The sequence below is a fragment of the Streptomyces sp. NPDC002888 genome (assembly GCF_042888465.1).
Lineage (GTDB): Bacteria > Actinomycetota > Actinomycetes > Streptomycetales > Streptomycetaceae > Streptomyces.
The window spans coordinates 206,755-227,560 of the sequence record NZ_JBIAPU010000002.1 but is presented as its reverse complement, the minus strand read 5'-3'; the positions used below and the strand labels follow the sequence as shown (position 1 = coordinate 227,560).

Below are 20,806 nucleotides of genomic sequence, written 5' to 3'. Positions count from 1 at the left end.
GCGGCCTTGGGCGCTCACCTTGCCGGAACACGTCAGTCACGGACTGCCAGGACACACCGCCCAGCCGGAAGGACCGGCCGACCGCCCGGTGCCGGACGATCCGCTCCAGCCTCCCTCGGCCCAGCTGTGTGTGCTCAAGGCGGGCCGAGGGCAGCCGGCGCCCCGCCCTCGCGGACGGGCTACTCCGTCAACGCAATGGTCGTGGTGCTGGAGCCGACCGGGCCGACCCGCAGCACTGTTCCCGTCAGGTCGGCTCCGCCTGGAGCCCGGTCTCTCGCCCGCCGATGTCGCGCGGCTGCTGTGGCAGCAACTGACGGACCCTCGGCCGGCCGATCAGGAGCGGCTCTTCTTCGAGATCTACGGGCACGCGCTGCGCGGCCGCCCGGAGGCCCTCCCGGTCCTCGAAGGGCTTGTGATGGACTGGCTGAAGCCGCTCGTGGCCGCTGAGGTCGGCGCAGGGGCGGAGCCTGCCGCGGCCCGGAACCGGGCCAGGCTGGGACTCGCCACCGTCCGCGGCCTGCTGCTCGACCTGCTCGCTACCGGTGACCGCGCCGGCGTTGACTCGGCAATGGAGGAGTTCCTCCGGCTGTACTACGGCTCGGAGTGACGGGTCACCGATCAGGCAAAGCGGCTGGGCCAGACGTCGTACCGGCGCTCGAACGGAGGTTGCCGAGGTAAACGTACGCCTCTACTTGCTTCGCTTGGAGGGCACGAACGTCGAGCGGGCAGCCGTACGCGCAACGCTTCCGACGTCGGAGGGTAGCGCTGAACTGCGGCTTCACCGTTCGCGTCGCAATCTCCACGCACCAGAAGATCTCAGCCTGCCGTTCCCTCAGCAAGTCCGAAGAGTGTCGTGTACACAGCGGAGGCGACGGCTGTGTAAGTCCTTTTCGGAAGCGGGGACTTCGTCCCGTCACAGCGGCAGGTCGTCGGGCAGGACCCGGAATGCCTTGTGCCGACCCAAGGGCCGTACGGCCCGGAAGTCGCGTCGGTCGAGGGTGAGGATCGCGTCGGTGTCGCAGTCCGCGGCCAGCGCCACGTTTACCGCGTCCGCAAGGTCCAGGTCCAGAGCGTGGTAGCGGACACGGACGGACTGGGACGCACCCAAGTGGCCTTCTGTGATCTCCGGCATGACGACCCGGCCCCGGCTCATCCAGCGGCGAAGGTCGTCGACCGCGCTGACGGCCGCCTCTCGCCCCGTCGGACCACGTCGGCGACCGCGTCACGGACCTCGACTTTGGACGGCGTACGCCCCGGCCCTCGAAGGTCCGCGAGACCAGCGGCTCGTCCCAGACGCGGTTCGCCATCGCCGCGAGGTGAATCCCCTGACGGATGATCTCGGCTCTCCGGGCTCGCGGCCGGGTGGGATGACCCGTCGCACGGCGCAGAGGCACAGGGACACCGACCTGCGGTATGGGCGGCTCCGCTTCCGGGGTGGCAGGCCCTACCCTGATCCCCGTGAGGCAGGCAGGCGCTGGGAAGGATGATCCGCGATGACGCCCCTGAGCACCGGGGACCCGGAGTCCATAGGCGGGTACACCCTTCTCGGTCGGCTCGGGGCGGGCGGCATGGGAGTCGTCTATCTGGGGGTCTCCGCCTCGGGACGGCAGGTCGCGGTCAAGCTCGTGCACACGTCGTACGCCCAGGAAGAGGAGTTCCGAACACGCTTCCGGCAGGAGATCGTGGCAGCGCGCAGGGTGAGCGGCGCTTTCACCGCGCCTGTCGTGGACGCCGACCCGGACGCCGACCTGCCGTGGATGGCGACGCTCTACGTGCCGGGGCTCAGCCTTGCCGAAGTCGTGAAGAAGGACGGCCCGCTGAGCCGGCGTGAACTGCGCGCGCTGGGACTGGGGCTCACCGAGGCGCTGCGCGACATCCACCGGGCGGGCCTGGTGCACCGGGACCTCAAACCGGCCAACGTCCTGATGACCGAGGACGGGCCGCGCGTCATCGACTTCGGTATATCGCGTGCCGCCGACAACCAGAGCCTCACCATGACCGGGCGGGTGATCGGCACTCCGCCCTTCATGTCGCCGGAACAGCTCGCCTCTCCCCGAGACGTCACCCCGGCCTCGGACGTGTTCTCGCTGGGGTCACTGCTGGTGTTCGCGGCCGTCGGCACGGGACCGTTCGACGCCGACAGCCCCTACCTGACCGGCTATCAGGTGATGTACGAGACCCCGGACCTCGACGGGGTGCCCGAGGCGCTCCTGCGCATTGTCGAGCGCTGCCTCGACAAGGACCCGGCCGCACGGCCGGAACTGGCGGATCTGCATCGCATGTTCCAGGCGCTGCCGGAATCCGACGCCACCGCGCCCCCGGAGGCCAGGAAGTCCACGAGACCCCGGCCCCGCCCCACTCCTCGGGGCGCGGCCACCACCTCCGCGGGCGCCGCGACCGGCACCGGCAAGGGACGCCGACCCCGGAGGCTGCTCGCCGCCCTCGGCACGGCGCTGGCCGTCACAGGGCTGGGTGTCGGGGTGGCTTTCTTCGTGTCGGGCCGGGTCCCGAGCGCCGCCTCCGGCACCACCGCCTCCGACACCACCGCCACGGCCACCGCCCGTGCCGCGTCCCTGCCCGACGGCTGGCGGCCCTGGAACACGGCCCTGCGGTACGACGTGAAGGGTGTCCCCCTCGACTACGGGACCACCGGGTGCGTGGCGGACGGAAGCGCCCTGTTCTGCGGCGGTACGGGCTTCACGGTCGCCAGGATCGATGCGGCCTCCGGCCGCGCCCTGTGGCGGAGCGGGACCCGCCCTCAGGGGGTGCAACCGATCGGCGTTCGCGACGGGCTGGTCTACGTGTACGAGGATCCGGACGATGCGACCAGGCGCGTGGTGGCCCTCGACGCCGGTACCGGGCACCGGCGGTGGCAGCGGGACATCGACAAGGCCGCGGACCCGGTCCTGTACGACGGCGGACTGCTGACCCTGTCTCCCGATGCCTCGTCGTTCGTCGCATACGGGGATTCCGGCAAGGAACTGTGGCAGGCGCCCTCGCTGGACGAGGTTTGCACTCCGTCGGCGCTGGGAGGCGCCCCCTACGCCCTGTGCTCGGCCGGCACCGAGCCCGGCCAGGCCCCGGTCGACCTGATGAAGCTCGAACCCGACAGCCTGACCGAAGCCGCCACACTGCCCCGGAAGGCGGAAGCGCTCGGCGCTGTCGGCGGGCAACCCCTGTTCCTCGCCCCCCAGACCGCGAAGGACGTGTACGAAGCCGGGTACGAGCGGCCGTACAACGCGCTGCTGCGAGTGGACCTGGAAACCGGGCAGGTCAGACGGATACCACTGGCACGTCCGCTGACGGGCGCGGCCACCCTTGTGGACGGCGTCGTCTACTTCGTCCGGTCCAACGGGTCGGTCACCGCGGTGTCCGCGGACAGCGGCAGACAGCTCTGGCAGAAGGCGACGGACGTGGAGAGTCTGTCCGCGCCCGCGGTGTCAGCGACGTACAAGCGGGTCTACTTCTCCAACCGCTTCGGCCGCCTGCTGGCACTGGACAGCCGCACCGGAGCGGAGGTCTGGCGCACCTCCGCACTGGACGACCCCGGGAACAAGGCGCAGGACACCCCGCCGCGCGTGCTGCTCGTCAAGGACGCGATCGTGGCGACGGCCGGCGACACGGCCTTCTCCCGGAGCCCAAACGGGCCCGGCTGAGCATGCGGTCGGCCTGGCAGCGAGGCCGAGGGGTCTCGCTGCCAGGCCGTGCGTTCAGCCCTGCGGGGGCTCTCCGGAGCCGGTACTCGGCCCAGTGGGCGGTTGCGGCTCTCCGGAGCCGGTACTCGGCCCAGTGGGCGGTTGCAGGTTGCCGCCGCGGTTCAGCCAGGCGCGGACCGCTCCGCCCTCGTAGACGACGAGGTAGTCGGCCTTGCCGTCACCGCTGATGTCCGCGAACTGCACGTACTTCCGGGGGTAGTTGGACTCACGAGCCCAAAGGTGGTGGGCCTCGAAGCTGCCGTTCCCCCCGCCGCCGCGGTTCAGGAAGGCGTGCACCGCCCCCTCGGCGCCGACCTGGAGGTAGTCGGCGCGCCGGTCCGCGTCGACGTCGGCGAACCGGACGGCCGCCAGCGACGAGCCCTTGGTTCCTCCGGCCCAGTTCAGCCACAGCGGCCAGCTGACGGGCCGCGGCCCGCTCCCCGTGTTGGGGTCGGAGGGGCTCCACTCGTTGCGGTAGACGTGGACCGCGCCCTCGGCGCCGACCCGCAGGATGTCGTCCTTCCCGTCGCCGGTGAGGTCCGCGAAGCGGAGGTTGTCGCGGCTGAAGGACTCCTCGTCGAACACGGTTCCCGCGGGGACGAACCTCAGCTTGCCGTTCTCACCCGGCTTGTTCAGGTAGGCCTGGATCTCGCTGTCGGAGCTGACCACGAGGTAGTCGTCGCGTCCGTCCCCGTCGAGGTCGGCGAAGCGCACCTGGTTCCCGGGGACGAGGCCGCCCGGACCGTAGGTGCCCAGCTCCACCCAGTCGGGCTGTCCCGGTGTGCCGACGGTGTTCGCCGACGCGCGGAAGTTGCCGCTGTCGCGGACCTGGAGGTAGTCGGCCCGCTGGTCGCCGTTGAGTTCGGCGATGACGGTGCGGCCGGGTTCGCCGCCGTAGCCCGGAGCGATCACCCCCAGCTTGCGCCAGCCCTCCCCCAGAGCCGTCTCGCCGGGGGCGGTCCCGGAGCCGCCCGGGTCGCCCGTGCCGACCGAGTCGCAGTCCTCACCGGTCTTCTGCGGCAGCGGGGGCTGGATCCAGCCCTCGGCGTCCGCCTCCATCAGGCCGCGGTGCCAGGCGTCGGCCATCTTGGCGTAACCCTCGTCCGTGGGATGGGCGTCGTTCTCCAGTCCGTCGCTGACCGACACCTGGCCCATGTCGACGAGGACCACGTGCTTGCCCTCGCGCTGGAGGTCCTTGACCATGGCGGGCAGGGCCGCGTTGTAGGCGTCGATGCGCGGCTGCAGTCCGGCCTTGGCGGTCGGGATGAGCCGGGCCACCAGCACCGTGGCCTCGGGCGAGTCCGTCAGCGCGCGGTTGATCAGCTTCTTCAGCCGGTCGGGTGCGGAGGCCAGCTGGTAGTCCTGGTTCATGTCGTTGGTGCCGGCGTGCAGCGTGATGACGTTGGGCTGGTACCGCTTGACGTGGCAGGCGGCGAAGGGCGCGATCTCGTCGATCCGGTCCCCCGGGTGGCCCTCGTTGTCCGGGTCGCTCATCGAGCCGGCCCGCACCGAACCGACGAAGTCGACGCTGCGCGCGTCGGCCTCCAGGTAGTCGTACAGCTCGTCGCGGTAACCGGTCCGGTCGGAGCTCTCCACGCCGTAGGTGATCGAGTCACCGAGCGGCATCAGCCGGATGTCCCGCTTCTTGAGGTTGTCCGGATCGTGCCCGCCGTCGCCTTCCTGGCAGCCGAGTCGCTCAGGAGTGAAGCGGTCGACCGCGGCGCTCCAGGTGTTCATATGGAGGTAGAGGTAGCTGGGTCTGGTCGCTCGCGGTTCGAAGACGGCCTCGAGGAGCGGCGTCGACTCGGCGTGAACCTGACGCTGTGACGGCGGCATGGTGTGGGTCGGGATGATGCCGTAGTACCGCGATGTGGTCCGCCAGCCGTCATGAGGGTTCGACGATCCGCCGATGAGGACTTCGTCGGGACGGGTCGGTGACAGCGTCCGGGCCGGGATCTCCGTGCTCGTCGTGGTGCTGGACGTGGCGGGCCAGCCCGCCTGCTGCCACACCGTGCAGACCCGTCTGGCGTGCATACGAGCCCGCTCGGCCGCGATGGACTGCTCGGAGACAGTGTCCCGGCGCCAGTAGACGCGCTCGTCGCCGGTTTGCTCGATGATCTCGATGATCGCCGTGACGTCCGGGTTCGCCATGACCCGGCCGCGCTCCTCCGTCTCCCAGACGTTGCCGGGTCGGATGTTCTCCGGTCGTCCCAGGACGACGTACACAATGCCGGACGCCTGCCGCGCCAGTTCCCGTGACGCGTGCACCCAGGCCCGCGTGCCTTCGTCGGAAGTCGGCTCCAGGATGTCCGGCATGCGGAGGTTGTGGTCCTCCAGTGCCATCTCCAAGGTGGTGCCGCCGAAGGACCGGGCGATCCGGCCGGCCTCGTCCCGGATCCGGCCGGTCCAGAAGAAGGCGCGGTTGCGCTCGGTACGCACGGCGGCGGTCATCTCCGCCTCGCTCGGCAGACAGTCCGGCCAGTCCGGGGAAGCGGGGACACCCGGTCCTGCCGGGTGACACGGGTCCGGCTTGGCGGCCGCGTCCGTGCTGAGGGGGCCACCCACCAGCACGATCGACAACGCCATGACGACGGCGAGCAGCAGAGCGGTTAAGCCTCTTCGCCCAGGGGGCATCGTCCCAACTTTCTGGAGTAGTTGACGCGGCAGCAGCAGCCGACGCTATTTGCTAATACGTATTATCAGAAGCATGTTGGATGAGGCTTCGGCAGCAGCCGCTCACGCACGCAGGGAGCTCACCCTGCGTCACCCCGACCGCTTCGCCGGCCTCCTCTGGTACGGCGCGGTCGACCTCGACCCCGGCCATCTGGTCGTCTGGGTTCTGCTCAACGGACCGGCCGAACACATCCCCACGTGGCATCTCTCCTCCAGCGAGGAGGAGGCCGGAGAAGACTTCCAGGACCTACGCCGACTGGTGGTCCAGGCGTTCGAGGAGGTCGGGTGGCCGAACGCGTCCGCCGTCACCGTGGGCTTCGAGTCCGCCGAACGCGTCGCCGCGGAAGGCGGATTCCACTACTTCCGATGACCCAGCCGTGTCGGGCGGGGGCCTCGACGCGGAGCCGGCGGCTGCGGTCCGCGACGTCCGCCAGGCAGCCTCCGACCGCCGCTCGGGCGCGGAGCGCCGCGTCGGGATCGGTGACATCGCCCCCGAGGGCGTCGACGATCGCACTGCCGAGAGCTGGGCACCCGATTTTCGACTGACGGTATGTCAGGCAGGCGCGCGACACCGCCGGCACAGCACCGGGGCCCTTGTGCGGCAATGTGCGCTGTGTCACGCATTTTGAGAACTGCCCAAGTTGCTCAGATCACAGCGCAAATGTCCATTTAGCGTCCATGCTCGAACCCGACGCCGACGCCCGAAGTGCAGCAGACCGGCATCGACTTGGACGCGACCTGCCGAAGTGATCTGCAGCACGGCATTAGTGCTATTTCCCCCGTTTTCCTCAGAAAGGTGCTACTCATGGCTGCTTACCTGTGCCCTCCTGCCGTGATACACGGCGAACACACCGTGGAGACCAGCCAGATCGTGGCGGAAGTGCGCGGCCGGCACCCGCACGCGGCGTGGGCGTCGCGGATCGACGGCATCGCGGCCAGTACGGGCATCGAAACCCGCGGGTGGATGCTGCCGCTGGAGACCGCCGTCGCGCCCGGCAACGGGAGCGGCCTGCCGGCTGCCGGCATCGCACCGGCCCGGGAGGCGCTGGCCGGCGACGGGTTCACCGAACAGGACGTGGATCGCGTGATCGCCGCCCTTGAGGCGATACCCGCGCCGCAGACCGTCCAGGAGCGCACCGCGCCGGCCTGGGCGGCCGTGCGGTCCTGCGGGGAGCGTGCGGCGCGCGGGGCCCTGCAGATCGCCGGGCTGGACACCGCAGACGTCGACTGCGTGATCACCAGCCACTCCACCACCCCGGCGCTGCCGGGGCTGGACGTCGCCCTGGCCAACAAGCTCCCGCTCCGGAGCGACGTGATGCTGCTGCCGGCCACGCAGTGGGCCTGCGTCGCCGGGACCCGCTCCCTGGCGCTGGCGGCGGATCTCGTGGCCGCGGACCCCGACCGGGTGGTCCTGGTCGTGATCGCGGAGGCACTGAGCACGACCTACCAGCCCGCGGACGACACTCTGGAGTCCTTGATCGTCCGGTTGCTGTTCGCGGACACCGCGGTCGCCGCGGTGGTCACGGGCCGCCCGAGACCCGAGTCGGTGCTGCGGCTGGACGCCGCCTGGCACCACACTCTGCCCGGCACCCAGGACCTGCACCGCCTGGAGACACGGGAGGACGGCACCCACTTCGTGATGGACCGGCGCGGGCCGCGCGCCGTACAGGAGACGGTCACCGCGATGTGGGAGTGGTTGCGCCTCCGTTACCAGGACGACCCCGGCTCCTGGCACCCCGACGTTCTGCTCGCGCACCCCGGCGGGACGCGCGTGCTGGAGTACATGGAGCAGACGATGCCCGACGGGTGGCCGTCGGGGCTGCTGGACTACAGCCGGGACAGCTACACCAGCGGCAACCGCGGAGGCGCCGCCGTGTTCGACATCCTGCGGAGAGCGCACGACGCCGGGCAGGAACCGGGCAGCCGTGCCGTCCTGTACGCGGCGGCCCCGGGCCTCACGGCCACCGCTCTGGAAGGGCAGTGGCTGTAACCCGTACCAGTGGTCGCCGCCCGTACCGCCGGTGGCGCCGCCTGACGAGCGCACGCCGCCCGACCCGCCCGCGGCCGCGTCACCCCTCGACCGACGCCCAGACCACCTTGCCGGTGTCTGTCCACCGCACCCCCCACCGGCTGGTGAGGCCATGCACGACGTGCAAGCCACGACCACCGTCGTCGAGGAGCCCGCCCGGGCCCAGCCGCGGCCTGCCGTTGCCGGTGTCGCCCACCTCGCACAGCAGCCCGTGACCGGTCCTGATCAGCCGTACCGTGAGGGGTCCGTCGGCGAAGCGGACCGCGTTGGCGACCAGTTCGCTGACCACCAGCAGCACGCTGTCCCGGGTGTCGTCTCTGATGTGCCACTGCCCCAGCAGCGCGGAGACCAGTGTGCGGGCCCGGGAGGCCGCGTCGCCGCGGGCGGGCAGCCGCCAGGTCGCGGTGTCCCCCTTGCGGTAGCCGATCATGCGCGCGAGCAGCAGGGTCACGTCGTCGCGCCGGCGCACAGGCGCCAGCGCGGAGACCACGCGCCGCGCGGCCTGCTGCAGGGCATCCCAGGGGTGCACCGTGGATACGGCATCCGCCAGCCTGTCGATGCCCTCGTCGATCGACAGGGCGCGATCCTCCACCAGGCCGTCGGTGTAGAGGGCGAGCAGCGAGCCCGGGGGTGCGGCGAACGTGTACACGTCGAACGGTTCCCGCAACGCGAACTCGGCGCCCAGCCCGGGGTGGGGGCGTACTGCGATCGGGCCGGCGGGCCCGTCCGGGGGCACCAGAACCGGGGGGAGGTGGCCGGCGCTGGACAGCGCCACGTGGTGGCTGACCGGGTCGTAGACGGCGATGCAGCAGGTCGACCCGAGGGCGCTGTAACCGGCCGCCAGCCCGGACTCCGCGTCGTCCAGCAGCGTCACGGTCTCGTCCAGGTGCTCCAGCACCTCGTCGGGCGCCAGCCCCGCGGACAGCAGCGCGCGGGCCTCCATGCTCAGCTGTCCCATGGTCGCCGCGGCTCCCAGGCCGTGCCCGACGACGTCACCGACCACCAGCGCGGTACGGCCGTCCGGCAGCGGAAAGCTGTTCACCCAGTCACCGCCGACGCCCGCGCTGTCGGGGGTGGCGGGCTGGTAGACGCTGGCGGTCTCGATGGTGTCGCCGCCGGACCGTGGCAGCAGTCGGCGCTGCAACGCCAGCACCTGCGTGTGCTCGCGCTGGTGCTGACGGGCCAGGTCGACGTGATGAGAGGTCCTGGCCACCAGCTCCTGCAGGTCGAACAGCTCGCTGTCGTCGAAGGGGCGGTCCGCCCGCCGCCAGACCTCCGCCACACCCAGAACGACGGGCGGCGCGCCGTCCAGGACCAGCGGTATGCACGCCACACCCGCCGCCCGGTCACCGGGCACCAGGGCTCGTACCAGCCGGGGACTGCCGAGCACCCGCTCGATCGCCTCCCGGTCGGGTATGACGATGGCCTGCGCGGCATCGTCACGCCGTATCGCCTGCGACAGCAAGCGACTCGCATCGCCGGGAAGATCGTCGCCCGGAGCCACGTAGCCGTCGGGCCACGCCCGGTCCGGCACCAGGGCTGCCCGCCGCAGATGGATGCGCCCCTGCGGCTGCTCGGTGAGCATCTCGCCCGTCCACACGTCGAAGTCGAGGTCGATGGCGGCCACGTCTCCCCAGGCCAGCAGGGACTCCGCCAGCGACTGCGCGGTCTCGCCGATGTCCAACGAGGTGCCGATCGCGGTCTCGGCGGCGTACAGGTGCAGCCTCCTGGCCATGGCGATCAGAGTGACGGTCAGGCCCTCCTGGGGCGCCGCGGCGGCCAGGATGCTCATCGAGACCACCAGCTCCGACCCGTCACCGCGCCGCAGGCGCTGGACCCGGGCGACGTGCGGCTCACCGGTCTCGAGGACCTGCCGCAACCGCCGAGTGACCGTCGGTACGTCCCAGGGAGGCAGAAGATCGACGAAAGGGCTCCCGGTCACGGCCTCCACCCCCGCGAAAACGGGGGCGTCCAGATTGCAGAGGGTGATTCTCAGATCCCGGTCCAGGTTGACCGCGCCGAGGATTTGCTCCTGACGGCCGGGGTCCGGATCGGCGTGTACGCGTGGGCGGGCAGCGCTGTCGCCCCGCGGGTCGGCAGAACCGGCGGCCGCTGCCGCTCCGCCGCGAGGGATGTATTGCCCCAAAGCGCCGCTGACCATGTCGAACGGCGACGCAGACGAGGGGGAGGGGGTGGAGTCCATGCGGCTCTCTCAGCTCGCTCGCCAACCCCGGCACAGCGCCGGGGCCGTACCAGAACCCGGGCGACAGGGTCCCGGGATTCCTGACCGCACACCTCATTCAATAACACCCGGGACCGCTTCGCCTACACCAGCGGATCGCACAGTGAGCGCGGACAGTGATGACTGATGCCCGGCGTGACGACGCTGGGCGACGGCTCCCGTCACCCCCGCCGAACTACGGCCTGCCCCTCCTGCACCGCGACCGGGACTTCGCGTGCATCGCCGCCGTCACCGAACAGGCACTGCAGTGGTACGGCCCGCAAGCAGGCAAGTGAGCCGAGCGCCGCCATCCCCTGGCCCGCGTCCGCCTGGTCCACGCCGTCGACGAAGGGCCGGCGATCACCATCCTCCGGGTGCACGGAATCACCCCTGTGCAGACCGGGACAGGGTCACTTGTCGAAGCGTCGTGTGCACGGTTCTGGAACTTGACGGACACGCGGTAGGCGTCACGCGGCATACAGGGCGACTGCGAACTGCGGGAGAGCCGCGACCAGTATGAAGGTGCCCCGCTCCACCCAGCGGTACTTCCTGCGGATGATCTCGCTGGTGACCAGCAGGGAGGCGAGCAGCGGCCCGGAAGGATCACGCGAGGCACGCTCGAAGGCGCGGCCCAGTCTCTGGCTGCCCATTCCCGCCGTGATGTGTCCGAAGTACCCGGGGCCGACGGCCTCGTGCCGTCCACCGGCCCGGTGGCGCGGCATGATGGCGCACACGAAGCAGAGGACGGCCAGGAGCGAGGTGACGACCGCGCTCCACCGCAGGATCTCGGGGGTCGGGGAGGCACCGATGAAGGCGCCGAGCACCGCTCCCGTCACCCCGAGCAGGACGGCAGCCTTCGTGTCCGCCCGCCCGATCTCCGCCCGGTTTGCCGTCATGAAACGCTCCATCGCCGCCACGGTCTCCGGGCCGCCGGCATACGGGGCGCTTGTCTCGGTCCGCCGACGCCGGTGCCGGAGCGTCCGGTGCAGCTGTCGATGACGCTGCGGCAGAGGGTGTGGGGCGGTACTCACAGCGCCTTCCCGTTCGCCGCCCCGTCCAGCCCGCCGCCGTAGGTCCACGCGTCCTGCTGCATGGGAACGCGCCGTCCGAGTGCGTGGAGACGGTCACGCAACAGTTCGGACAGCTCCCGGCGCTCCTCGTCGGAGAGCTTGCCCAACAGCCCGGCCATCTCGTCCTGCCATGTGGTCTCCTGCCGGATCAGGCTCTGGTTGCGCACGGACCAGTCCAGTACCTGGCTGACCTGGTCCGGGTGTCTGAGAAGCCACAGCGCCGCGAGGGAGACCGGCCCGTTGCGTACGGCCTCGAGGCAGAACCGATATTCCTCCCGGCGATCGGCGGTCCAGGCGAAGGGTGCTTCAGAGGCACCCGCCCGGCCCAGCCGCAGTTCGCCTTCCTCGTCCCGGGCCTGGACGTCCGTGACGCGGTAGGTGAGGCCGGCATCGTCGAGCACATACGGCGCTGCCAGGTGCTGCATCATCGCAGAGGCACTGAGCCCTTGGCCGTCGGCCTCGCAGGCTTCCTCCAGTTGGTACAGGCGCCGGTTGAGGTCCCTGCGCACGGCGTCCCAGCCGTCTGTCGGCCGGGTCCGTACGACTTGCGCCGGATCGTGTACCCACCACAGCAGGCGCACGTCCACCGGTTCGGTCCCGTACGGAGTCGCCAGGGTGACGGCCTGGGTCGCCGACCGCTCCGCCAGATCGACATGGAAGGCGCCGTTGTACCCGCCGAACAGAGTCGGCGCCGGGGCGTCACCCGCAGTCCCCGCGCCGCGCTCGCCGGAGCCCAGGACGTGATGGACACCGTTCGCGGCCACGAGGACCAGGGCCCGGTCCCGGCGTCCTGACCAGCGCTGCCGAAGGATCTCCCGCCAGGGGGCGTGGGGGGCCCGGGTGCATACGTTGGGGTTTCTCTCGGTGGTCACGGTGTCCTCCCGTAGGGGTGCGTGGGGCGGTTCGCGTGCCCCGGGAACGGCGCCGGCGGCGCACCGTTGCGCCATGCGTTCAGAGCCTGGCGAGCGATGTGCTGTCCGGCGATGCCGGGATCTCCGTCCCGGTCGATCATGACGAAGAGGCGCAGGACGCCATGGCGCATGTCCTGGGCGAGCGTCGTCAGAAGGGTCTCGACGGCTGTCTTCTGCCGGTCGTCCCAAGCGGCCGCTCGACACCACAGGAGCAGGGCCTGGCACGTTGGGTCGGACAGCTCGTCGTCGTTGATGAGCCGACGGGTCAGATCCACGATGGGGCCGGCGAACTCGCCGTCGGTGAGGAGCTGTTCCTGGCACCAGGTGCCCGAGGCCAGCAGGTGGGGGAAGATCTCCAGCGAAAGGCGGGCGACGCCGGTGCCCCCTGTGTCGGCCCATACCGTGAGGTGCCGGAACACCGTCGGCTGATTGCCCGTCGCGAAGAGGTTCACCAGGGCACGGCGGACCGCCTTTCCGACCGCCGCCTCCTGCCGGCTCCCCTTGACTCGGGAGAGGTTGCGCAGCAGCCGCATCGCCTGGTCCGGCCGGGCCGCACCGAAGCCCGTCCCACATGCGTGCGCGACCGTCCAGCGGACCTGCCAGCTCGACTGGCCGCTCCACTGGGCGAGGCGGTACTTGACCTCGCCGGCGAGGACGGGATCCTCGGCGGCCATGCCCAGCGCGTACGCGGCGACAGCCCTGCCGGTGGCCCGGTCGGACTCGGCCAGTTCACGGATGTGCAGCAGAGCCCTGCGCCCACCGCCCCACCGGGCTGCCATACCCATGACCCGACCGACCGGCTGAGTCAGGTCGCTCTCTCCGTTGACCTCGCCCATCCAGCTCGTCAGGAGTCCGGAGAGCCGGCCGTACTCCCGCCATACGTGCCGCAGCACTGCCTCCCCCTGCCGGTGGCGGGTGAACCTCACCGGTTCCACCACGTAGGTGTAGCCGTGCGTCGAGTGATACTCCTTGGTCCCGTACTCCGCACGTACCGTGTGCAGCAGGTCCTCCAGCGAGCGCCGGAAGACGAACCGCGGGTTGGGCAGCGGCCTCTGCGGGCTTTCTGCCCCGTCGGGCCCCTGCGCGCCCGGCTGCCTGGCTCCCCTGCCCGCGCCGGCGTCGGTCCGGTCGCCGGTGCTCTCCAAAAGGACGGAGTGCAGTTGGCCGTCGGCCAGGTCGACGAGGCGCTCCGCCTGTTCGCGCACGATGCGGTGATCGAGGCCCTCGAACACGCAGGTCGCCAGGAGGAAGGCGAGGCCGTCGGGGTCATCGCGGAGGCTTCTCAGAAGGTCGGGGATCTCCTCCTCCGCGAGGTAGCTCAGACGGTCGCGAATATCGCCGGACGTCATGCCCCCGTCAGCAGTCCCGATGACCGCGTCCACCAGTTCGCGGACCTGCGCAGGCACCAGCCGGCCCGCGAGCAGTTCGTCCAGCAGGCCGGGCTCCAGGTTGGCAAGCAGTCGGGTGCGCTCCGTCCGGCTCGGCACCTCGGCCTCCAGGCGTGCCTCGAACACGGCCCGCGGCGGAGGCGAAGCACATCGCACAGGTGTGACATGGAGATCGCGCGCCAGGCTCCGTACGATGACCGGGTCATCGGGCAGCACGATCACCATGCGTGCGTCGGCGTCGTTCAGCAGGCGCCGAAGGTTGCCTACCGTCCCGGGCTTCAGCGGACGCGCGGGGAACAGGCCGTCCACCAGGTAACCGCGGGTGTCGGTGTCGGTGGGGCGCCAGGCCGCGAGGTCCTCGTCGCTGTCGACCGCCCGCAGGTCCATGCTGCGTCCCGTATGGCGGTACAGCAGGTTCAGCGCGGCCGTCCGGCGGCCGGTTCCCGGCTCGCCGGACAGGAACAGCACACGCCCGTCAAGTTCCGCCATGGCCGTGGGAAACCACTCGGGCTCGGCGAACCCGGTCACCGCGTCCAGGATCTCCGTCGCCGAGACAGGGCCCTCGTGGGCCACGAACCGCGGGCCGCTGCCACCGTCCCCGGCAGGGCCCGCGCCGTTGTCCACGCGCTGACCGCCGCGGACGGAGCCGGCGTTGATGTTGCTGTTCCACGCATAGGTGATGTTGTACGTGTGCCTCAGGCCGTCGGCGCCCGGAGCACCGAGCGGTCCGTCGTCGAAGCCGTCGTCGAAGCCGTCGTCGAACGTCTCGTCGCCGAATTCCTCGTCGTGCTCGGAGTCCTGCCCGCTGTCCTCAGGACGGGCGGCATCCGCGGTCCCGGAGCCGGCCTCTGGCGGCCCGGGGCTCACCCCGGAGGAGGGGGGCGCGGGCCGCAGGCCGGGCGGGGTCGGCTCATCGGTGCCCGTACTCACCGGTCGCCCTCGTGCTTGTCGCCGTGGACGGTGTCGCCCTGGTTGCCGTGGACCGTGCCTGCCTTGTTGCCCCGGACGTAGTCACCGCCGATGTGGTCGCGGCCCACGTCGATGTTGCTGACGCTCTGACCGCCGTGCACCGTCCCGCTGTTGACGTTGCTGCGGTCGGCCCTGACCACCGACCGGGGTGCCGCGGCTGCTCCTCGGCCGGCCGCGCGTCGGCGGGAACCGCCGTCCGAACGAGGCTGCTCCTGGTCGTCGATGACCTGGTCGCCGAGGACGCGACGGTCGTACAGGTTGCCGGACGGCATGGGCACGTAGAGCCAGGCCCGCTGGGCGAACGGTTTGCCTTCGACCGTCGCCGGCACCTCGATGAAGTGGTCCGGATGACGCCCGGTGTACCCGCTCGCCACCACGTCCTGGTAACACCGGTCCGAGAGAATCGCCGCGACCTGCGTGACGTTGGCGCTTGAGGCCGCCAGTACGGCCTTGACGGGGCGGGAGTCCAGCAGCCGGTGAGTGTCGTTGCGCGGTGTGCCGTTGCCGTCGAACTCGTCGCCCGTGTCGGGCAACGGTCCGATGTGGAGGCTGGCCCGCAGGCGGATACGTACAACTCCCGCCGAGTGCATGTTGAACTCCGTCAGTACGTCCTGGAGGGCGGCCAGCCAAGGATGGACGACGAACGGCATGACCGCCGGATCGAACCCGAACACGTAACCGTCGCCCGTGGAGTCGGGGAACCGCCGGTCCTTCCACACCTCCGCGATCCCGGCGCGTTCTAACGACGCGTCCAGAAGCTGGGGGATGGCCCGGCTGATCGACCCGTGCTGAACGGCCGGATACCCGGTGAAGTCCTTGGCGTCGACGGCCAGGATCCCCCGGTAGGGAGGAAGCGGGCGACTGTGGGTGTAGGGCTGGTCGGTGTGCGACACAGAAACTCCTCGCGTGGGCCGTCTTACGTCGTGGACGACCTCGAGCCTGCCGGGAAGAGGGGTGACCGTGTGCCCGACGAGTGCAGAAGCGGCGTGACGCATGCCACACTCACCGCGGGCCGTTCTCCCTACGCCTCCCGGACGACGGTGAGTCGCAGAGCCTGCAAGTCATCGACGATGATCCGTCTCCGTCCCGCGCGTACGCCACAGGGCGCGAGGGCGTTCAGGGCGGCGGTGACGGTGTTCCGGGACGTCCCCAGGTGCTGGGCCAGCTCGTGGCGGGTCAGCGCAAGCTCCACAGGGCCGCCCGCGCCATGAGGCTGTGCCGAGATGTCGATCAGGTGCACCAGCGCGGCGGCCAGCCGGGCGCGGACGTCACCACCGCCGCGAGCCTCGTCCGACTCCCTCAACCGCGTGAGGGCGTACCTCACGAGCAGGGGAAACAGACCATGCCTGTTGACGAATGCCAGGAAGTCCGCCTTGCCCATGACCCCCACGACGCATGGAGAGATGGACTCGACGTTCGCCGAGCGGACCCCATCGTCCAGCACGGCCACCTCACCCAGCAGTTCACCAGGACCTCGGAAGGCGAGCAGCGACAGATCGCCGTTCCGCTCCTGGCGGATGACCTTGGCCACGCCCGTGACAACGCCAAGCACGTGCGTACCGGGCTCACCCTGCCGCAGCAGTACGCTGCCCGCCGGATGCCGCCGTTCGAAGGAATGCTCCAACAGATCGGCCCAGACTTTTTCTCCGGTGAAGTCACGAAGGCTTCGCTGTAATGGCATCGACTCCCGTACTTTGCGCTCGGTCACGCCACGACCTCAGCCGCCGCACCGGACTCGGCACTGGTCCGTGCGCTGGAGGTGAGAGAAGCAGGCCCGCCTCGAGGACCGCGCCTGCGCACCTTCTCATTCCGCTGATGCAGCGTCATGTTCTTCATCATGCTGCATCTGCCTGCGTCCGCTCACGAGGGCGCTCATGCGGCCGTCAACGACCGCGATCGATACGCCGAGTGCGCCGCGGCACCCGAGCGCAGCGTCGACTGGCCTTCGCGCCATCCGCGGCCGGCGAAACCCGCCCACACCACTCCGCTAGCATGTTCGAACTCACGGCTCGCCCCTCCACCCTTCACCGGAAAACCATGCCATCCAGCGCGAAAAGTGGCCTGGTCAACTAATAACAAATCGGCCAGACAGTTGATATCTATAGCATCGCGGGTGTTCTCCCGAATAAGCGGCAGAATTACGCACGCCGTACGGCGTCGACCACGGGCGATCCTGTGGGCCACGGCGGGTGTGGCGGCGCTCGGCCTCCTCATCACGCTGGAGATCGCCGCGCGTCGCTACGGCGGCGTACCGGGGCCGATGACCAATCAGGCAACAGACCTGATATTCGCCCCCAAGCCGGGACCGCTGTACGCCGGCATGGCGTTGATGATGGTGGTGCTCACCTGGCGGCAACGGTTCGTCGCGGCTGGTGTCGCGATCGGCATCGACGTCGTCTTCTTGCTGGCACGGTGGGCGGTCGACGGCAAGGTGCCCGACGGCCCTTTCTTCGGCAGCGGCGCGTTGTGGGTGATGTTGGGTTGTGGGGTCATCGCTGTCACGCGCCGCACCGGCGAGGAACGTGTCCTGCTGCTGAAGGGCGTCGGTCTGGGCCTGCTGCTGGTGGCCGGCCGCAAGATCGGCGACACCTGGCTGCTCATCACATCGAAGACACGCCCGGCGGTGCTCGACCAGTACGTGGCAACCGCCGATCACGCACTGGGCGACCCGTCATGGCTGGCAGGCCGGATCGTCAACGCCACCGCCCCGATCGGCACCCATGTCCTCCAGTACGTCTACGCACAGCTTGCGGTGGCCGCGGTCGTCGTCGCGCTGTACCAGCTGCGCAACGTGGCGGCCGAGCGCCGCTTCCCGCGCCATCACCTGGTGCACACCTTTCTGACGATCGGCCTCATCGGACCGGCCTTCTACATGATCTTCCCGGTGGTCGGACCGGTCTTCGCCTACGGCCCGGGCGCCTCCGGCACCGGCGGCGTGCAATGGGCGCTGGCCAACCTGTGGCCCCACACACTGCCGCCGATCAACACCCCGCACCCGATGCCGTACGACGGGATCACCCCCCGCAACTGCATGCCCAGCCTGCACACAGCGTGGGCCACCGCGATCTTCATTCATTCCCGCAAGGGCCCCCGGCTGCTGCGATTCGCCGGCACGTTCTGGCTGATCGCCACGCTCAGCGCAACGCTGGGCTTCGGCTACCACTACGGCGTGGATCTCGTGGCCGGCGTGGTCTTCGCGCTCACGATCGAGGCAGCGCTGCGCTCGCACGAACGCGGCTGGGATCGGTCAGGAATCAAGCTGGTCACCCACGGCACCATGGTCTTCGCTGCGCTCTTGGTGTGCTATCGCTATCTGCCGATGGAGATGGCCACCCATCCGTGGGCTTTCGGACCACTTCTCATTCTGGCGATGGCCTCAGTGATCTACGGCTACGCAGAAACCACCAAACTCTGGGAACCGAAGGCCGCACCAGCGCGGCAGCCAGAACCGCAACCCGAGCCGGCTTAAGTGTGCCGGGGCGATCGACTCCACGACCTTGGATCGCGGTCGATCAGCCGAAGTCGTTGGTCTGGTCGCTCGTTGCAGGGCTGGTGGCCTGCCACTGCTCGGGGCTCAGCAGGCGTGTCCGCGCGGCCAGACGGCGCAGGGCCGCGACGGCGCCGTCGTCGAGTTGTGCCCCGCTGTAGCCGATGTACGCCACGACACCGGGCGCGGGCTCCCAGGCCAGCGCGCCGTTGCCGCCGAACGCAGACGTGATGACCGCGGGCTTGCCGTTGACGGTCCCTGCCGTCTGAACACGGGTGGCGTACAACTGGTCTTCGAGGCCGCCGCACCGAGCGACGCCGGTGAAGGTCAGGCCGCCTGAGAGCTCGTCGGACTCCCCGGTCTCGGCCGAGCTGTACCGGGCCTCGTGGATGTAGGGCGGGCGTGAGGTGCCCGTGGCCGTTACGGAAAGTCCGGGCGGTGATGCGACCTCGGGGCGGCCCGAGACGACGCCGGTAGCGGCGGCGACAGCGATCAGCTCGGACCGTGGCAGATCCCCTCTCACTCGTGCGTACGAGCCCCCGACCGGCCAGACGACCTCCCGCACGAGGGCCCTTCCCGAGACGCGGCCGACCTGGACCGGGCGTCCCCTCGTTGGCGCCGGTACGGGGAACGTGACCACCGCGCCGTGTCGTCCCAGAGACCCGTCCGAGCGTCGTACGACCACTGTCAACGGGCCTGCGTTCGCTGTGCGGTCACGCTTGATCAGCGTGGCACTCCGAGGCAGTGGTAACCCTGTGATCACCATGCCGGGGGTCTGCCCCGCCCTGACGGTCGTGTCCGGGCCACGAGGAAAGGCACTGCCCGAAGGGGACGCCGGCGATGAGGTCACGGGTGCTGCCGGTGCCTGCGCATCGGGCCCGCTCACGGCCACGACGCCCACCACGAGCGCCGCGGACAGAGCCACGACTGCGGCCGCAGCGATCAGCCGACGCGGGGGTCTCCAGGGCGGTCGGTCCGGGCCACTGCTGAGCACATCCCCCATGTCTGCAGTCTGCCCCACAGGTTCCGGGCCGTACAGACAGCGGCGCCGTGGTTGCGTCCGGGGAAGGGCCTGGTCAGCCGGCGCCTTCGGGGAACAGGGCAGAAGGGCTCGTCTGCCGCAGCAGACTCGCCCAAATGCAATGAAGTCCTAGGCGTTGGCCTGGCGGCGCCAGGCCGTCTTCCGCGGAGCGGCATGGTGCACGGGCTCAGCCGAACGGGCAGTCTGCCGACGCCACAGCCACAGGGACGTCATGGACAGCAGAGCGGTGAAGACCGCGAGGAACACCACCGATGTCCACATCTGTCGGCTTCCAGGGTCGTTCCATCCCGTCGACGCAGCCGAAGCAGCCCACAAGACGGCTCCCGCGACGTAAAAGGTGCGGATCCTGCGCAGCTGCCGCAGGGCTCGTACGGATTCAGCGTGATCAGTTTCCGGTGCCATGTCGACGCAGGTACCCCGATACGCGTCCTCCATCAGCCCTCGGCGAAGCCCCCTGGAGGAGGCGGCGCGGGCGGGGCCGCTCGCGCAGGCCTGGGGCTCCGGGGCCTGGCAGCAGCCGCCTTCGCCGTGGACAGGACGCCGCGCAGCGCCATTTCATCAGCAAATAAACTCTTGCACGCAAACATGTGGGCATGTGTCTGATGAGGAAGCCATATTTGGGCCATCGCGGACGAGGGTGTAACACGGCAGCGCCTGCTGGACGCAGGAGTAGACAGAAGCGGGGCGGCGAACCGGGCTTACATTTCCGCGTCCGGAACGAGCGTGCCGACAGGACAACGCGTCAGATCGGATTTCTTGTGAGCAACATCGACCCGGCTCCCGGATATCAGACGTACCACCAGCCCTCGGGCCCGGAACGCCCCGTACGCCAGCGGGACACCGCACGACGCACGGCCCTGACGGTCTGCACGATCGCCGACATTGCGGCAGGTTTGCTTGGCCTGTGGATCCTGCTGTTCCTGCTCGATGCGAACCGGGCGAATGTATTCGTCGAGTTCGTGCGAGGAACGGCGGACTTGCTGGCCTGGTGGTCGCAGGACATTTTCACGATGGACACAGAAGGCCTACGCGTTGTCCTTAATTACGGTCTCCCGGCCGTCATGTATTTGCTGATCGGTCATGGGATCGCCGCACGGCTCAACCGAGCCTGACGGCACACCGGGCCTTCACAAAAGTCCGCCCTGAACAGTTGCAACCAGCGCCTTCACACACGGACGGTGAGGGCTGCCGAGGGCGGATACCTCAGACCCTGACGTCGTGCGGCCTGACCGGTGTCGCTCTGTTCCGCGGCACTTCTGGCCCAAGCCTTGACCCGCTGGGCGGGGAGGTACAGTCTCCAGTAATGCGCATTAGGTAATAC

Annotated in this window: 15 protein-coding genes and 3 pseudogenes; 7 read left to right on the top strand and 11 right to left on the bottom strand. The window is 69.9% G+C overall.

What is annotated here, in order from left to right; translation table 11 throughout:
* The first annotated feature begins 88 nt into the window (after positions 1–88).
* The gene (locus ACFYWX_RS03990) at positions 89–607 is read left to right on the top strand and encodes a hypothetical protein (RefSeq protein ID WP_389422367.1); all 519 of its coding nucleotides are present in this window, start codon (positions 89–91) and stop codon (positions 605–607) included.
* A 306-nt stretch (positions 608–913) separates the two neighbouring features.
* Here ACFYWX_RS03990 and ACFYWX_RS03985 read toward each other — a convergent pair.
* A pseudogene (locus ACFYWX_RS03985) lies at positions 914–1,198 on the bottom strand (VapC toxin family PIN domain ribonuclease); the annotation flags it as partial.
* Positions 1,150–1,343 (bottom strand): annotated as a pseudogene (locus ACFYWX_RS03980) (hypothetical protein); the annotation flags it as partial. The pseudogenes ACFYWX_RS03985 and ACFYWX_RS03980, both read right to left, overlap by 49 nt.
* 150 nt (positions 1,344–1,493) lie before the next feature.
* Here ACFYWX_RS03980 and ACFYWX_RS03975 point away from each other — a divergent pair.
* Entirely contained in the window at positions 1,494–3,656 is a 2,163-nt protein-coding gene (locus ACFYWX_RS03975; protein ID WP_389422366.1) for a PQQ-binding-like beta-propeller repeat protein, read from the top strand.
* Positions 3,657–3,710: 54 nt separating this feature from the next.
* Here the strand turns inward: ACFYWX_RS03975 and ACFYWX_RS03970 are convergent, their stop codons facing one another.
* On the bottom strand, positions 3,711–6,329 hold the full coding sequence (locus tag ACFYWX_RS03970) for an FG-GAP-like repeat-containing protein (RefSeq protein WP_389422365.1): 2,619 nt from the start codon (positions 6,327–6,329) through the stop codon (positions 3,711–3,713).
* Positions 6,330–6,402: 73 nt separating this feature from the next.
* Between ACFYWX_RS03970 and ACFYWX_RS03965 the strand changes: the two genes are divergently transcribed.
* Positions 6,403–6,738, top strand: a complete 336-nt coding sequence (locus tag ACFYWX_RS03965) for a hypothetical protein (RefSeq protein WP_389422364.1) — start codon at positions 6,403–6,405, stop codon at positions 6,736–6,738.
* A gap of 435 nt (positions 6,739–7,173) precedes the next feature.
* Positions 7,174–8,358 carry a type III polyketide synthase gene (locus tag ACFYWX_RS03960; protein ID WP_389422363.1) on the top strand — a complete coding sequence of 395 codons (1,185 nt, stop codon included), beginning with the start codon at positions 7,174–7,176 and terminating at the stop codon, positions 8,356–8,358.
* A 79-nt stretch (positions 8,359–8,437) separates the two neighbouring features.
* Here the strand turns inward: ACFYWX_RS03960 and ACFYWX_RS03955 are convergent, their stop codons facing one another.
* On the bottom strand, positions 8,438–10,600 hold the full coding sequence (locus ACFYWX_RS03955; protein WP_389422362.1) for a SpoIIE family protein phosphatase: 2,163 nt from the start codon (positions 10,598–10,600) through the stop codon (positions 8,438–8,440).
* 218 nt (positions 10,601–10,818) lie between these two features.
* Here ACFYWX_RS03955 and ACFYWX_RS03950 point away from each other — a divergent pair.
* Positions 10,819–10,914: pseudogene (locus ACFYWX_RS03950) on the top strand (VapC toxin family PIN domain ribonuclease); the annotation flags it as partial.
* Positions 10,915–11,085: 171 nt separating this feature from the next.
* On the opposite strand, the gene ACFYWX_RS03945 reads toward ACFYWX_RS03950, so the two are convergent.
* The 5 genes from ACFYWX_RS03945 to ACFYWX_RS03925 form a co-directional block, all read right to left on the bottom strand.
* Entirely contained in the window at positions 11,086–11,514 is a 429-nt protein-coding gene (locus ACFYWX_RS03945; protein ID WP_389422361.1) for a Pycsar system effector family protein, read from the bottom strand.
* A gap of 131 nt (positions 11,515–11,645) precedes the next feature.
* Positions 11,646–12,560 (bottom strand): hypothetical protein, encoded by a 915-nt coding sequence (locus ACFYWX_RS03940; RefSeq protein ID WP_389422360.1) that lies wholly within the window; start codon positions 12,558–12,560, stop codon positions 11,646–11,648.
* Positions 12,557–14,917 carry a hypothetical protein gene (locus ACFYWX_RS03935; RefSeq protein WP_389422359.1) on the bottom strand — a complete coding sequence of 787 codons (2,361 nt, stop codon included), beginning with the start codon at positions 14,915–14,917 and terminating at the stop codon, positions 12,557–12,559. The genes ACFYWX_RS03940 and ACFYWX_RS03935 overlap by 4 nt, the downstream gene beginning before the upstream one ends.
* A complete protein-coding gene (locus ACFYWX_RS03930; RefSeq protein WP_389422358.1) occupies positions 14,914–15,849 on the bottom strand; it encodes a hypothetical protein in 936 nt (311 codons plus the stop codon). The genes ACFYWX_RS03935 and ACFYWX_RS03930 overlap by 4 nt, the downstream gene beginning before the upstream one ends.
* Positions 15,850–15,977: 128 nt before the next feature.
* Positions 15,978–16,664: a Crp/Fnr family transcriptional regulator gene (locus ACFYWX_RS03925; protein WP_389422357.1), complete on the bottom strand. Its 687-nt coding sequence runs from the start codon at positions 16,662–16,664 to the stop codon at positions 15,978–15,980.
* A gap of 462 nt (positions 16,665–17,126) precedes the next feature.
* On the opposite strand from ACFYWX_RS03925, the gene ACFYWX_RS03920 reads away from it, so the two are divergent.
* Entirely contained in the window at positions 17,127–18,425 is a 1,299-nt protein-coding gene (locus ACFYWX_RS03920; RefSeq protein ID WP_389422636.1) for a phosphatase PAP2 family protein, read from the top strand.
* 43 nt (positions 18,426–18,468) lie between these two features.
* Here ACFYWX_RS03920 and ACFYWX_RS03915 read toward each other — a convergent pair whose 3' ends face one another.
* Positions 18,469–19,008 (bottom strand): hypothetical protein, encoded by a 540-nt coding sequence (locus ACFYWX_RS03915; RefSeq protein WP_389422356.1) that lies wholly within the window; start codon positions 19,006–19,008, stop codon positions 18,469–18,471.
* Between the two features lie 585 nt (positions 19,009–19,593).
* Positions 19,594–19,746 carry a hypothetical protein gene (locus ACFYWX_RS03910; protein ID WP_389422355.1) on the bottom strand — a complete coding sequence of 51 codons (153 nt, stop codon included), beginning with the start codon at positions 19,744–19,746 and terminating at the stop codon, positions 19,594–19,596.
* 497 nt (positions 19,747–20,243) lie between these two features.
* On the opposite strand from ACFYWX_RS03910, the gene ACFYWX_RS03905 reads away from it, so the two are divergent.
* Positions 20,244–20,597 (top strand): hypothetical protein, encoded by a 354-nt coding sequence (locus ACFYWX_RS03905; RefSeq protein ID WP_389422354.1) that lies wholly within the window; start codon positions 20,244–20,246, stop codon positions 20,595–20,597.
* Positions 20,598–20,806 lie beyond the last annotated feature (209 nt).